Source organism: Microbacterium sp. AG1240 (genome assembly GCF_003635115.1).
In the GTDB taxonomy this organism is placed as follows: Bacteria; Actinomycetota; Actinomycetes; order Actinomycetales; family Microbacteriaceae; genus Microbacterium.
In genome coordinates this window covers 87120-100745 of the sequence record NZ_RBXJ01000003.1, presented here as the reverse complement: position 1 = coordinate 100745, position 13626 = coordinate 87120, and the positions used below count along the sequence as shown (strand labels likewise).

General features: G+C 70.4%; 13 protein-coding genes. 9 read left to right on the top strand and 4 right to left on the bottom strand.

Annotation, left to right across the window (positions count from 1 at the left end; all coding sequences use genetic code 11):
- The first annotated feature begins 74 nt into the window (after window positions 1-74).
- The gene (locus DEU34_RS12590; RefSeq protein WP_121151546.1) at window positions 75-2102 is read left to right on the top strand and encodes a cytochrome c oxidase assembly protein; all 2028 of its coding nucleotides are present in this window, start codon (window positions 75-77) and stop codon (window positions 2100-2102) included.
- 13 nt (window positions 2103-2115) lie between these two features.
- On the opposite strand, the gene DEU34_RS12585 is transcribed toward DEU34_RS12590, so the two are convergent.
- On the bottom strand, window positions 2116-3237 hold the full coding sequence (locus DEU34_RS12585; RefSeq protein ID WP_121150806.1) for a hypothetical protein: 1122 nt from the start codon (window positions 3235-3237) through the stop codon (window positions 2116-2118).
- A 119-nt stretch (window positions 3238-3356) separates the two neighbouring features.
- Between DEU34_RS12585 and DEU34_RS12580 the strand changes: the two genes are divergently transcribed.
- A complete protein-coding gene (locus DEU34_RS12580; RefSeq protein ID WP_121150804.1) occupies window positions 3357-4724 on the top strand; it encodes an ATP-dependent RecD-like DNA helicase in 1368 nt (455 codons plus the stop codon).
- Here DEU34_RS12580 and DEU34_RS12575 read toward each other — a convergent pair.
- Both DEU34_RS12575 and DEU34_RS12570 read right to left on the bottom strand, forming a co-directional pair.
- Window positions 4712-5365: a heme oxygenase (biliverdin-producing) gene (locus DEU34_RS12575; protein ID WP_121150802.1), complete on the bottom strand. Its 654-nt coding sequence runs from the start codon at window positions 5363-5365 to the stop codon at window positions 4712-4714. The two genes, DEU34_RS12580 and DEU34_RS12575, sit on opposite strands and share 13 nt — an antisense overlap.
- A 65-nt stretch (window positions 5366-5430) precedes the next feature.
- The gene (locus tag DEU34_RS12570; RefSeq protein WP_121150800.1) at window positions 5431-5742 is read right to left on the bottom strand and encodes a DUF2470 domain-containing protein; all 312 of its coding nucleotides are present in this window, start codon (window positions 5740-5742) and stop codon (window positions 5431-5433) included.
- Between the two features lie 132 nt (window positions 5743-5874).
- On the opposite strand from DEU34_RS12570, the gene DEU34_RS12565 reads away from it, so the two are divergent.
- The 5 genes from DEU34_RS12565 to DEU34_RS12545 all read left to right on the top strand — a co-directional run bounded on the left by DEU34_RS12565 (window position 5875) and on the right by DEU34_RS12545 (window position 12218).
- A complete protein-coding gene (locus DEU34_RS12565; protein WP_121150798.1) occupies window positions 5875-7155 on the top strand; it encodes a serine hydrolase in 1281 nt (426 codons plus the stop codon).
- 19 nt (window positions 7156-7174) lie between these two features.
- Window positions 7175-8074, top strand: a complete 900-nt coding sequence (locus tag DEU34_RS12560) for a DMT family transporter (protein WP_121150796.1) — start codon at window positions 7175-7177, stop codon at window positions 8072-8074.
- 112 nt (window positions 8075-8186) lie between these two features.
- Window positions 8187-9035 carry a sulfurtransferase gene (locus tag DEU34_RS12555; protein WP_121150794.1) on the top strand — a complete coding sequence of 283 codons (849 nt, stop codon included), beginning with the start codon at window positions 8187-8189 and terminating at the stop codon, window positions 9033-9035.
- Window positions 9036-9045: 10 nt separating this feature from the next.
- Window positions 9046-9726: a nucleoside/nucleotide kinase family protein gene (locus DEU34_RS12550; RefSeq protein ID WP_259460153.1), complete on the top strand. Its 681-nt coding sequence runs from the start codon at window positions 9046-9048 to the stop codon at window positions 9724-9726.
- 50 nt (window positions 9727-9776) lie between these two features.
- Window positions 9777-12218, top strand: a complete 2442-nt coding sequence (locus DEU34_RS12545) for a glycoside hydrolase family 3 C-terminal domain-containing protein (protein ID WP_259460152.1) — start codon at window positions 9777-9779, stop codon at window positions 12216-12218.
- Between the two features lie 8 nt (window positions 12219-12226).
- Here DEU34_RS12545 and DEU34_RS16510 read toward each other — a convergent pair whose 3' ends face one another.
- Window positions 12227-12361 carry a hypothetical protein gene (locus tag DEU34_RS16510; protein ID WP_259460151.1) on the bottom strand — a complete coding sequence of 45 codons (135 nt, stop codon included), beginning with the start codon at window positions 12359-12361 and terminating at the stop codon, window positions 12227-12229.
- Window positions 12362-12753: 392 nt separating this feature from the next.
- Here DEU34_RS16510 and DEU34_RS12540 point away from each other — a divergent pair, with 392 nt between their 5' ends.
- On the top strand, window positions 12754-13080 hold the full coding sequence (locus DEU34_RS12540; RefSeq protein ID WP_121150790.1) for a TraR/DksA C4-type zinc finger protein: 327 nt from the start codon (window positions 12754-12756) through the stop codon (window positions 13078-13080).
- A 64-nt stretch (window positions 13081-13144) separates the two neighbouring features.
- Window positions 13145-13609, top strand: coding sequence for a hypothetical protein (locus DEU34_RS12535; RefSeq protein ID WP_147424072.1), 465 nt, complete (start codon window positions 13145-13147; stop codon window positions 13607-13609).
- The last annotated feature ends 17 nt before the right edge of the window (window positions 13610-13626 follow it).

Genomic DNA, 13626 nt, shown 5'->3' with positions numbered 1-13626 from the left:
GGCATCCCCCCTCTGCTGTGTCCGCTACTTCCGGCTCGGTCGGGTTCCGGCGCGAATAAGCTTGCATGATGACCATGACCACTCCTCGCGGCACCACCGCGCCGCGCGGAACGTCGGCACCGCCGACGTCGTCGGCCCGCACGCTCCGCGTGGCGGGTCTGGCGATCCTCGTCGTCGTCTCGGCCGTCGCTCTCGTCGCGGGGCTCGCCTACGGCGGTGGCGCCGCGCCGCTGCTCATCGGAGATGCCGGCCCGGTCGTGCGCTGGGGGCTTCCCGCCGCGAAGCTGGTCGTCAACCTCGCCGCGGCGGGAATGCTCGGCTCGCTCGTCCTCGCCCTCTGGGCACTGCCGGCGGGCCAGCGCGGTTTCGACACCGCCCTCGACACCGCCTCCATCAGCGCGGCGATCTTCACCCTCGCCTCCGCGGCGACCGGGTTCCTCACGTTCGTCAACACGATGAACGCCGTGCCCAGCGCCGACGCCGTGTTCGGCCAGCAGCTGGGCCGGTTCCTCGTCGAGGTCGAACTGGGCCGCGCGTGGCTCATCACCACGATCGCCGGCGCGGTGCTGACCGTGCTCACCTTCGCCGTCCGCTCGTGGACGCCCACCCTGTTCGTCGCCCTCCTCGCGGTCGTGGCGCTCGTACCGATGGGAACCCAGGGCCACGCGGGTGAAGAGGCCAACCACACGCTCGCCGTGACGGCGCTCGTGCTGCACATCCTCGCGGCGGCGGTCTGGCTGGGCGGCCTCGTCCTGCTCGTGGTCGTGCGTCCCGTGCTCGACAAGGGCGCGCTGAAAGACGTCCTGCTGCGGTACTCGAGCCTCGCGCTCATCGCCTTCGTCGTCGTGGCGATCTCGGGCACCGTGCGCGCCTCGATCGGCCTCGGGGGATGGGAGCAGCTCGGCTCGCCCTACGGGATCCTCGTCATCGTTAAGGTGGTCGCGCTCCTCGGGATGGGAGCCCTCGGTGCGTGGTACCGCGTGCGCCTGATCTCCCGCATGCCCGACAGCGGGGCATCCCGCCGGTTCTGGGGCCTCATCGCCCTCGAACTCGGTTTCATGGGCCTCGCCAGCGGCGTGGCCGCGGCCCTGGCCCGCACGCCCACCCCGGGCGATGCCATCCCGGTCGTCCAGACACCCGCAGAGGTGCTCACCGGGGCGCCTCTCCCGCCCGAGCTCGATCTCAACGCCTGGCTCACGTCGATCGACGTCGACCTGCTCTGGGCGTTCGCCGTCGGGTTCGGCCTCTTCTTCTACCTGGCGGGCGTCATCCGCCTGCGGCGCCGCGGTGACGCGTGGCCGATCCACCGCACCGTCTCGTGGGTCGCGGGCCTGCTGCTGCTGCTCTGGGTCACCGCGGGGCCGATCAACGCCTACCAGGACTACCTGTTCAGCATGCACATGATCGGTCACATGCTGCTGAGCATGGCGATCCCGCTCCTGCTCGTGCTCGGGGCTCCCGTGACCTTGGCGGCGCGGGCGATCCGCAAGCGTGACGACGGTACACGTGGCGGGCGCGAGTGGATCCTCTGGGCCGTTCACAGCCCGGTGTCGAAGGTGCTCACGAATCCCTACGTCGCCGCCGGGCTGTTCATCGGATCGCTCTGGGCCTTCTACTACAGCGACCTGTTCCGGTGGTCGCTGTACGACCACATCGGTCACGAGTGGATGGTGGCGCACTTCCTCATCACGGGGTACCTCTTCGTGCTGTCGCTCATCGGGATCGACCCGGTGCCGTACCGACTGCCCTACGCGATGCGCCTGCTGGTGCTCATTGCGGTCATGGCCATGCACGCCTTCTTCGGCATCGCGATCATGATGCAGACCGGCCTGTTCGTCGCCGAGTGGTTCGGATCCATGGGTCGCACGTGGGGTGTGTCGCCTCTCGAGGACCAGTACCTCGGCGGCGGCGTCGCGTGGTCGGTGGGCGAGATCCCCACGCTGATCCTCGCGATCGCGGTCGCGATCCAGTGGAGCCGATCGGACGAGCGGATGCAGCGCCGACGCGATCGGCAGGTCGACCGCGCCGGCGACCCCGAGCTCGACGAGTACAACGCGCAGCTCGCCGCTCTCGCCGAGCGGGATTCCCGCGCCGCGCGCTGACCGCTCGACCGGTCTACGACGTGCGGTTGCCGCCGACCTTGATCGATGCGGTGCCGTCGGGGAGCACCTCGACCGAACCGTTGATGACGAACGGGACGTCCTCGGAAACCGTGCGCACCGATCCGTCGTAGAGCGAGCGGATCTGCACCTCCACGCGGGCCACGGCATCGGCCTGGGCGATGCTCCAGCCGGCGCCGTCGGGGGTCACCGAGATGGCGGGGTGCTGCACGATCGACCACGCCGGAAGGCTGATGATGCGATTCTGCACCGTGAGCCCGAACGGGCAACCGGTCGGTTGCAGCACCTGCTGGGTCGCGCAGTCAGCGAGGAACTCTTCGACCCGCTGCTGCACGACGTCGACGAACTCGGTCGTCGCCTCGGCCTGGATGCGAACGGGGATACCGGCCGTGGGGAGGTCTGCCAGCACGGCGACACCGGGGGTGGTCGAGATCTGCGTGTCGACGTCGACGGAGTAGATGCCGGGCGAGAACACCAGCAGGGGCACGGCGGCCAGCGGGTCGGCATCGACGCCGTTCGCCGAGACCTGACGCTTGTCGACCTCGAAGCCGTTCACGGCGAAGCGCATCGACCCCGTGACGACGAGATCCATGACGGCGAGCGGACTCTTCGCGAAGGTCCAGCTCGGCACGACCCCGATCCACCCGTCCTGCGCGACCTCGAACGTCGACGTGCCGCGGTGCCCGCCCGCGACGTACTCGACCGTCACGCGGGTGCTGTCGCCGGAGGCCTCCTCCGACACCCCGACCACATCCGTCAGCGACGACAGGGCGGCGCTTCGCAGGAGCGCGTTCGACGCCGTGGCCGACAGCCCCTCCGCTTCGAGGCCGGCTGCGTCGAGGGCGACCCCGGGCACGGCGAGCGCGTCGGCGGCTCGTCCGTCCGAGAGGAGGTCGAGGTAGCGAAGCACGAACGCCGTCGGGCTGTAGAGCTCGCGGTAGAGCGTCACGCCGCCGGCTGCCAGAGCGGCGAACAGGAGAACCGCCACGACGCCGATCACTCCGAGCTCCAGCCCCAGGCGCCGAGGGCGCCGCTCGGGCATCGGCGGGGCGGAGGAAGCGGAAGGCGTGCCGCCGGGGGCCGCCGGCGCCGCAGTCCCCCCGAGCTCGTGGTTCACCTCCTCAGTCTAGGAAATCTCTGCTGAGCGACCGCCGATGCGTCCGCCTTTGTTACCCACCCGTTCCGAGCGGGGGATGATCCGCCGCTCCCGGTGCGAGGGACGAATAACATGAACCGGTGAGCACTCCCGCCCTCTCCGCCGAGCAGGAGGCCCTCTTCCGGCTGATCGAAGACACGCGCGAGCACGTCTTCGTGACCGGCCGGGCCGGCACGGGCAAGTCCACGCTCCTGCAGCACCTCGCCTGGAACACCTCGAAGCAGATCGCCGTCTGCGCTCCGACGGGCGTCGCCGCGCTGAACGTCGAAGGTCAGACGATCCACTCGCTGTTCAAGCTGCCGATCGGTCTCATCGCGTCGGGCGACATCGACCAGACCGACGCGACGCGCAAGATCCTCAATGCGATCGACACCCTCGTGATCGATGAGATCTCCATGGTGAACGCCGACCTCATGGATGGCATCGACCGGTCGCTGCGTCAGGCCCGCAACCGCCGGGCGGAGCCGTTCGGCGGGGTGCAGATCGTGATGTTCGGCGATCCGTACCAGCTCGCACCCGTGCCCCCTCGCGGCGACGAGGCGCGGTACATCGCAGACCACTACCGGTCGTTCTGGTTCTTCGACGCGAAGGTGTGGGCGGGCGAGTCGGCGGGCGACGGCCTCATCGAGCTCGGCCGCCACGGCGCCGATCTCCACATCCGCGAGCTGACCGAGATCCATCGCCAGTCCGACCCCGCCTTCAAGGCGCTCCTCAACGGCGTGCGCTACGGGCACGTCACCGCCGACATGGCGGGGGTGCTCAACGGCGCCGGAGCCCGGACACCTCCGCACCCGGCCGACGGCGAGCATCCGATCATCACCCTCGCGACCCGCAACGACATCGTGAACACGATCAACCGCCGGCACCTCGACGCGCTCGTCGGACGCATGCAGACCGCCAACGCCGAGATCAACGGCGACTTCGGCCGGGGCGATGCGAGTTATCCCGCCGACGCCGAGTTGAAGCTGAAGGTGGGCGCGCAGGTGATGTTCCTGCGCAACGACATCTCGAACTTCGGCGAGCCGCCGCGATGGGTCAACGGCACCATCGGCACGGTGAAGCGGATCACGGGCTCCAGCGTTCGCGTCGAGGTCGACGGCAAGACCTACGACGTCGAGCCGGCGGTGTGGGAGAAGTTCCGCTACGCCTACAACCCCGGGTCGAAGACGCTCTCCCGCGAGATCGTGGCGGAGTTCCAGCAGTTCCCGCTGCGGTTGGCGTGGGCCGTGACGATCCACAAGTCGCAGGGCAAGACCTACGATCGAGCGATCGTCGACCTGGGGTCGGGCGCGTTCGCGCCCGGGCAGACCTACGTGGCGCTCAGCCGGCTGACGTCGCTCGACGGTCTCTACCTCACCCGGCCGCTGCGCCCGAGCGACATCCGCGTCGATCCCGACGTGCAACGGTTCATGGCCGGCGTCCGCGCGGCGCGGGCTCAGGCGACCTGAGAGGCCTTGGCCCTGCCGAGGTCTTCGAACAGCTCGGTGTTGAAGCGGTAGGCCAGCAGCACCTCGTCGATCACGCGCTGCTGCTCGGCGGCGTCCCAGGGCGCGGCATCCAGCTGCTCGCGGTAGACGTCTTTGAAGGCCTTCGGATCGGCGATGTCGTCGAACACGTAGAACCCGATGCCGTTGGTCTCGAAGCCGAAGCGGCGCTGCATGAGCCGGCCGATGAACTGGCCGCCCGACAGGTCGCCGAGGTAGCGCGTGTAGTGGTGCGCGACGAATCCGCCGGGCCAGGTGGCCCCGACCTGTTCGATGCGGGCGACATAAGCGCGGGTGGTGGGGAGAGGCTCGATCCGGTCGCGCCAGTCGGGTCCGATGAGGAACTCGAGGTCGGCTTCGAGCGCGGGGAGGCGGGTGAGCCGGTCGCTGATGAACACGGATGCGACGGGGTCGCGCCGCATCCGCTCCGCCGCCGCCTCGAGGGCGGCGTAGATGCACCAGTGCTGGGCGACGAGTGCGACGTAGTCGTCGCGGGTGCCCTCGCCCTTCATGAGATCGGTCATGAAGCCGGAGCCCTCGCTCGACGAGTGCGCGCTGCTCGAGCGCTCGCGAAGGGCGGCGGAGAAGAGGATGACGTCGCTCATAACGGTCATCATAGGGGAAAGTTAGGGCGTCCTAACCTACGAATTTTCCCGGGGTACCCCGGGGTTCAGCCGTGCGGGCGCGGCTCGATGCCCAGTCGCTCGCAGGCGTCGTCGTACAGGGCGACGATCTCCCGGCGCACCTCGGGACGCTCGGTGATCGCTCCGCCGGGCCACGGAACCCGCAGCGTTTCGACCGTCCCGCCCGCCCCCGTGACCTCCCACTGGCCGCCGTCACCGTCGAACGAGGTCATCGTGGCCGATACGGCTGCGGGATCGTGTCCGAACGCCCGCGCGATGAGGATGTTGTCATCCGTGTGGTCGCTGTTCATATGACGGAGGACGCCCGCGATCGTGGCATCGTCGAAGCTGTGCGGCATCGCCCCAGCCTAGGCAAACTCGTGATCCACCTGTGACCTGCCCTCGGCCGATGATCGGGGTGGGGGCGGAGGGGTGTGATTCAATTCTTGGACGCGTAAAACGACGCGTGCAGGATCCCCCGGGGGGTGAGGATGCGAATCCTTCCCAAGCGCCGCGGCGCCGCGGTCGCCGCGGCTGTGGCATTGGCAATGATCGCGCTGAGCGGCTGCTCCGCACAGCAGACGGTCGATATCGACGTGCCTCCGCAGACGGAGGCCGCCCTCCCCGCCGACACGGTGACCCAGCTCGAGGCGGCCGTCACCGCGGCGATGACGGCGACCGGGTCGTCGGGGGCGATCGTCGGTGTCTGGGTGCCGTGGAGCGGCACCTGGGTGAGCGGGCTGGGAACCACGTCGATCGGCGGGTCCGAGTCGGTGACGACCGATATGGCCTTCCGCGCCGGCGACGTCACCCGCGCGATGACGTGCGACGTCCTGTACGCGGTGGCCGCGGAGGGCGCCCTCTCGGTCGACGACTCGGTGACGAAGTACGTCTCCGCCGTGCCCGAGCTGGCGGATGTGACGCTGCGCCAACTCTGCGACAGCACGTCGGGGATCGGCTCCTACGCGCCTCAGCTTCAGTCGTTGTTCCTGAGCAACCCCGCCCGGGTCTGGAACGCGCGGGAGCTCGCGGCCTACGGTCTGTCGGAGCGCGACGACTCCCAGCCCGGCACCGTGTTCCGCGACTCCGACGCCGGCTACCTCCTGCTCGGTCTCGCCCTCGAGCGCGCGGAGAACGAAAGCCTTCCGTCGCTCATCGATCGGTACATCTCGGAGCCGCTGGAGCTGCCCTCGACGCGGCTCCCGGCGACGGCGGCGCAGGCCCCCGGCGACGGCGCCGTCCTCGATGGTCACTGGTCGACCCCCGATGCGGCGGGAGTGTGGAACTGCACCGAACCGGCTGATTTCACCACTCTGTCGTCGAGCATCGGCGGCGCCGACTCGGGTGCCGTCACCACGATCGACGACCTCGGACGATACGCGCAGGCACTGGCGACGAATGCGCTCGGGTCGGAAGGCGACGGGCGCTTCGCCACCCCGGTGCCGGTGGCCGCCGACCAGCCCACGTGGCTCACCACGACGGGGGGCGCGTATCAGGCGGGCTCGCTCGTCGGGCAGTACGGATCGATCCCCGGCTACATGACCGCGGCTTTCGCCGACCCCGCAACGGGCATGACCGTCGCCGTCGTGCTCAACAACTCGGGCGCGAACCAGGCGATCGCCGCGTGGTTGGCGTGGGAGCTCGCAGCGATCGCCTCGAAGGCGCCGGCGGCATCCGGGCAGACCGCACCCGAGGCCGGCCTGCCGTGGACGGCCCAGCAGTGGCACGACCAGATCGCGGGCAACGCGATCTGCGCGCCCCCCGCAGCGTGACGGTCGCGTCGGACGTGTCGTGACGACGCGTCGGACCAACACCGCGCTCACCTTCGTTCTCGTCGGGCTCGTCTGTCAGGAGGTCGGAGCGTCGGTCGCCGTGCTCCTGTTCCCGCAGGTCGGCCCCCTGGGCATGGTCATGCTCCGGCTGGTGTTCTCGGCCGCGATCCTGCTGCTCATCGCGCGACCCCGCCTGCACGGGCACACCGCGAGCGCGTGGCGCTCCGTCATCGCCTTCGGCGCGGTTCTCGCGCTGATGAACGGGCTGTTCTACCTCGCGCTGTCTCGATTGCCCCTCGGCGTGACGGTGACGATCGAGGTGCTGGGGCCGCTCGCCCTCTCGATCATCGCGAGCCGCCGCGCGTCGGCGTGGGTCTGGGCGGGGCTCGCCCTTCTCGGGGTCGCCGCGCTCGGGGGCGGGGGCTGGGACCGGCTCGATCCGCTCGGAGTGCTCTTCGCCCTCGGGGCGGCGGCCGCGTGGGCGCTCTACATCCTCGCCTCCGCCCGCGTGGGAGCCGAGTTCCCGCGGCTCGACGGACTCGCTCTGGCGATGGCGGTCGGCGCGCTCATCGCGCTACCGTTCGGCGTCGTCGACGCCGGCTCGGCGCTCCTGCGGCCCGAGCTCCTGGCGCTCGGGCTCGCCGTGGCCGTGCTGTCGTCGACGATCCCGTATGCGCTCGAACTGCTCGCGCTGCGCCGACTGCCCGCGTCGACCTTCGCCATCCTCATGAGCCTGGGCCCGGTGACCGCCTCGCTCGCCGGATTCTTCCTGCTCCAGCAGCACCTCGCCTGGTTGGAGATCGTCGGCATCGCCCTCGTGATCGTCGCGTCGATCGGCGCCGTCCGCGCGAGCACCCGCGGCGACGCAGCATCCGCCCCTCGCGATTCCGATCCGCCGCTCGGCGAGCCCATTGCGTGAAGACCCTTCCCCGTCACGAAGAACGGCGCGCATCACGCGTTCGCGACGGGGGAGCGGCGCAATCGCGGGTAATGGACGTGCGCGCACGACCGAGGGGTGCCACCCTCGACACATGAGCCATCTGGTGAGCGTGTCGGAACTGAGCGAGCTTCTCGACACGGGTGCCCCCGTGCGGGTGCTCGACGTGCGGTGGCGGCTGGACAAGCCCGACGGGCGGGCCGAGTACCTCGACGGTCATGTGCCCGGTGCGGTGTACGTCGATCTCGGTGGCGAACTGGCCGACCACGCGGTGTCGGGCCGCGGCCGCCATCCCCTGCCGACGACCGCCGACCTGGAGCGATCCGCGCGTCGCTGGGGGCTGCACGACGGCGACATCGTGGTCGCGTACGACCATGCCCGCGGTCTCGCGGCGGCACGGGCGTGGTGGCTGCTGCGCCGCGCCGGGGTCGACATCCGCGTGCTCGACGGCGGTTTCCCCGCGTGGGTCGCCGCCCGAGGTGCGCTCGAGACCGGAGAGGTTTCCGCTCAGAAGGGCGACGTGCACCTCACCGATTCGATCGCCGGGGTCATCGACATCGACGAGGCGGCGGCCTTCCCCGAGACGGGGGTGCTCCTCGACGTGCGCGCGCCCGAGCGGTACCGCGGCGACGTCGAGCCGCTCGACCCCATCGGCGGGCACATTCCGGGTGCCGTGAACCTGCCGACCCCCGTGCACCTCGCCGATGACGGGACCCTGCGTGGCCCCGACGAGCTGCGGGCGACGTTCGCTGCGGCGGGCGTGACCGAAGGGACCCCGGTCGCCGTCTACTGCGGTTCGGGTATCACTGCCGCGCACACCGCTCTCGCGTTGGAGGAGGCGGGGATCGAAGCGCTCGTGTTCCCCGGCTCGTGGAGCGAGTGGTCTACCGCCCCGGGGCGGCCGGTCGCTCGCGGAGACGCTCCGTCCGGCGCCGCGGGGTGACGACGTGCCGGTGACCGGCCGACCACCCGGCGCGGCTGTGGCCCGGCTGGCATCGCGCATCGAGGCCGCGGCGACGCCCGGACGGCGATTCATCCTCGGCATCGCCGGGAGCCCCGGGAGCGGCAAGACCACCCTCGCGGTCGCGCTGGTCGATCACCTCAACGCCGGCCGCCCGGGCGTTGCCGCGCACCTGCCGATGGACGGCTTCCACCTCGCGAACGCGACGCTCGACCGTCTGGGCATCCGCGACCGCAAGGGCGCGATCGACACCTTCGACGGCTGGGGCTTCGTCGCGCTGCTCGACCGTCTGCGTGTCGAGACCGATCACGTGATCTTCGCCCCCAGCTTCCGCCGGGTGGTCGACGAAGGCGTCGCCGGCGAGATCGCGATCGAGCCCGCAGCATCCGTGGTCGTCGTAGAGGGCAACTACCTCCTGGCCGACAGCGCCCCGTGGTCGGGGGTGCGCGACCGACTCGACCTCGCGTGGTTCTGCCGCACCCCGGCCGGCGAGCGCGAGGCCCGCCTCGTCGACCGTCACACCCGTCACGGCCGCACGGTCGAGGCGGCCACCGCCTGGGCCCGCGGTGTCGACGGGGCGAACGCGGTGCTCATCGAGGCCACGGCGGATCGGGCAGACCTGATCGTCTCGGGTGTCACGGGTCAGCCCGAGGAGGCCGGGCGGGAACGATAAACTGCACACCGCTGCGGGGCCACCGAACCCGTCGGACGGGACGGTGCTGAGTGGACGACCCCGCAGAGATCCTCGTCCGGCTCACCTTGCTGCAGAAGGCGGCGCTGCTCAGCGGCGAGAACGTCTGGCAGACCCGCGCAGTTCCCTCGGCCGGTGTACCCGCCATCCGGCTCGCCGACGGTCCGCACGGCCTGCGTCGCCAGCTCGGTGCGGCCGACCACCTCGGGCTGGCCGGGTCCGAGCCGGCCACGTGCTTCCCGACCGCGGCGACGGTGGCGGGAAGCTGGGATCCCGAGCTCGCCGAACAGATCGGTAGGGCGCTGGGCCGTGAGGCCGCCGCGCAGGGTGTCGACGTGCTGCTCGGACCGGGGCTGAACATCACGCGCAGCCCGCTGGGCGGTCGCAACTTCGAGTACTTCTCCGAAGACCCCGAGCTGTCGGGCATCCTCGCGTCGGCCTACGTGCGCGGTATCCAGTCGCAGGGGGTCGCCGCGACCCCGAAGCACTTCGCGGTGAACAGCCAGGAGCTTCGCCGTATGGTCAGCGATTCGGTGGTCGATGAGCGGACGCTGCGCGAGATCTACCTGACGGCGTTCGAGATCGTCGTCCGCGAGGCGCGCCCGTGGGCGTTGATGAGCGCGTACAACCTCGTCAACGGCACGTACGCGCACGAGAACCGGCACCTGCTGACCGAGATCCTCCGCGAGGAGTGGGGGTTCGACGGCGCCGTGATCTCGGACTGGGGCGGGGGCGATGACCCCGTGGCCGCCGTCTCCGCAGGAGGCACGCTCGAGATGCCGTCGCCGGGGTTCGACTCCGCCCGCGCGATCGTCGCCGCGGTGGAGCGGGGTGATCTCGCCGTCGCCGACCTCGATGCGCGGGTGATCGAGCTGTTGCGGCTCGTCGAGCGGGTGACGGCCCGCGACGCCCCGGGAGAGGTGGATGCTGCCGCCCACGACGCGCTCGCCCGGCAAGCCGCCGCGGAGTCGGCCGTGCTGCTGCGTAACACCGATGCGACCCTGCCGCTCGCGCCCGGCACCCGGGTGGCCCTCATCGGCGATTTCGTGACCGAGCCGCGCTTCCAGGGAGCGGGGTCGTCGCTGGTGAATCCGACCCGGGTCGCCACGCTGCGCCAAGCGGTGGCCGCGACACGGCTCGTCACGACCGGGGTCGCCCGGGGCTTCCGCCGTGACGAGGTGCCCGACGCCGCGCTGGTCGCCGAGGCGGTCGCGGCGGCACGCGGCGCCGATGTCGCGGTGCTCATGCTCGGCCTTCCCGAGATCGCCGATGCGGAGGGGCTCGACCGATCCACGCTCGCGATCCCCGCCGACCAGATCGCCCTCCTGCGGGCGGTGGCGGCGGCGAATCCGAGAACGGTGGTCGTGCTGAGCGCGGGCGGTGTGATCGAGACAGCACCCTGGATCGAGGACGCCGCCGCGCTGCTGCACGCCTATCTCGGCGGGCAGGCCGGGGCGGATGCGATCGCCGACCTCCTGACTGGCGCGGTCATGCCCTCGGGGCGACTGGCCGAGACGTTCCCCCGCGCGCTCGCCGACGGCGCGACTGACGACACCTTCCCCAGCGCAGCGCGCACGGCGGAGTATCGCGAGGGCCTCTACGTCGGATACCGCTTCTTCGACTCCGCCGGTGTCGACGTCGCGTTCCCGTTCGGGTTCGGACTCACCTACACGACCTTCGCCTACGCGAACCTGCGCGCGACGCCCGACGAGGTGCGGGTCGAGGTCACCAACACGGGCTCCCGCGCCGGAGCCGAGGTGGTGCAGGTGTACGTCGGTCGGCGAAGCCCGAGCGCCGTCCATCGGCCCCGACGCGAACTGAAGGCCTTCGCGAAGGTGCGGCTCGACCCCGGCGAGACTCGCGACGTCGTGCTGGCGCTCGGCCCCCGAGGCTTCCGCCACTTCGACGTATCGACGGGTGCCTGGGCGGTCGAGGCGGGGGAGTACGACATCCACGTCGGTCCCAACGTCCGCGACATCGAGCACGCCGCGACCGTCACGGTCAAGGGCGACGAGGTTGCAGCATCCGACGCCGACGAGGTCGCGGCTTATCGCGCGGCCGACGTGCGCCAGGTCTCCGATGCCGACTTCGCGACGCTGCTCGGGCGCCCGATCCCGTCATCGCACTGGCCGGTCGACCGGCTCGGGTTCAACGATCCGATCGACCGGCTGCACGTCGCCCGCAGTCGCGTGGTGCGCACGATCTTCCGCCTCATCGAGCGCCGACATCAGCGTGCGCTCGGGGCCGGGCGCCCCGACCTCTCCGTGGTCTTCGTCTTCAACGCGCCCTTCCGTGCGCTCTCGAAGATGAGCGGCAGCAGAACGACTCACGCCGTCACCGACGCCGTGCTGTTCCTCGTGAACGGACACACCTTCCGCGGGGCGGTGCGGGTCATCCGGGCCTACGTCCGCGGTCGCCGCGACGAGCGGGCCACGCGCGACGAGTTCCGCCGCGGACTCCGGGCGCCGCGCTGAGCGGGGGCTCAGCGGGCCTTGCGCGGCTTGATGAACACCGGCTCGGCATTCGTGCGCTTCGCTTCGCGCTTTTCCTTCAGAGTGAGCTTCGGCGCCTTTTTCGCTTTTCCACCGCGAGGGGCCTTATCGGCCATGTCGATCACGCTTCCCTTCTTCAGCTGGCATGATTTCCGATGACCATAGTGCATTCATCGCGATAAAGCACTTCGTCTCCGTCGAAATGCGTATCGACGACCGCGCGGGGGTGAATCGGGTCGATTTGCCTTTTCCTGGAAGCGGGCTACGGTGATGGCATGTCGATGATCGCTCCGCCGGGGGGCCGCTGTGCGTTCCGTGCTCCGCCGCCCTGATCCGTTTTCACGTTCTCGGTAGTCACGCGCGTCGCATTCGCGGCGTTTTTTTGTACCCGGAGGCGGTTATCGCGAGCGCGTCATCGCGCTGCGCGCAGCATTGTGAAGAAATGCTCACGCTCCGACATCTTCGAGGGCAGAATTCGTGCTGCCCTTTTTCCGCTGCATTCTTTGTCAGGATTATCATGTCTGCCGACACCTCAACACCGTCCGCCCCGAAGCTGGACGTCTCTCGTCTTCGTCGCCTCCTCGAGCACGATCTCAGCCAGCGGCAGGAGATCGTGCGGCAGGCGGGGCCGAGCGCGGCGCCGAATGTCGACCCGGTGACGTGGGCCACCAGCGCCGCGACGCGGCGGGTCTTGGAGCAGATCACCGCGGCGCTCACGCGCCTGGACGACGGAACCTACGGTCGGTGCCTCCGCTGCGGTGAGAGGATCGCCGCTGCCCGGCTGGAGGTGCTCCCCCACGCCGAGAACTGTCTCGATTGCCAGCGCCGTGTCGACGGGGCCTGACGATGCCCCGGAGCCCTCCCCCCTGGTCGCGGTGATCGGGGATCGGCTGGGGTGTCTGGCGGCGATGCGCGCGGTGCCGGAGGCGCAGGAGTTCCCCTGTGCCTGCACGGTGTCGGGGCGCCACCGTGCCGTCGTCATCGGAGTGGACGTCGCCGCGTCGCGCACCCGCGGGCAGCTTCGAGCGGTTCTTCGCGAGATCGAGTCCCAGTGCTCGGTGCTGGTCGGTCGATTGCACCGGCTGCAGCACATCCTCGTCGTCCTCAACGGCTCGCCGCTTCCGGAGCGCGTCGTGCTGCGCATCTGCGACAGCGCAGCGCAACGCATCCACGCATACCTCGAGCAGGCCTGTGCGCGCTCGATCGTGCTCACCGTGCTGCTGGCCGAGAAGTGCGACGACTCCGGACGCCTCGCCGAGCGTCTGATGGCGCGGGCGCGGCAACGCCCCTGGCTCGATGCGGGCATCGCGCTGCGCTGGCGCGACATCGCGAACGCGCCGATCGGCGCGGTCGGTGCCAACACCTACGTGTGAGCCGGCCACGGTGGGGA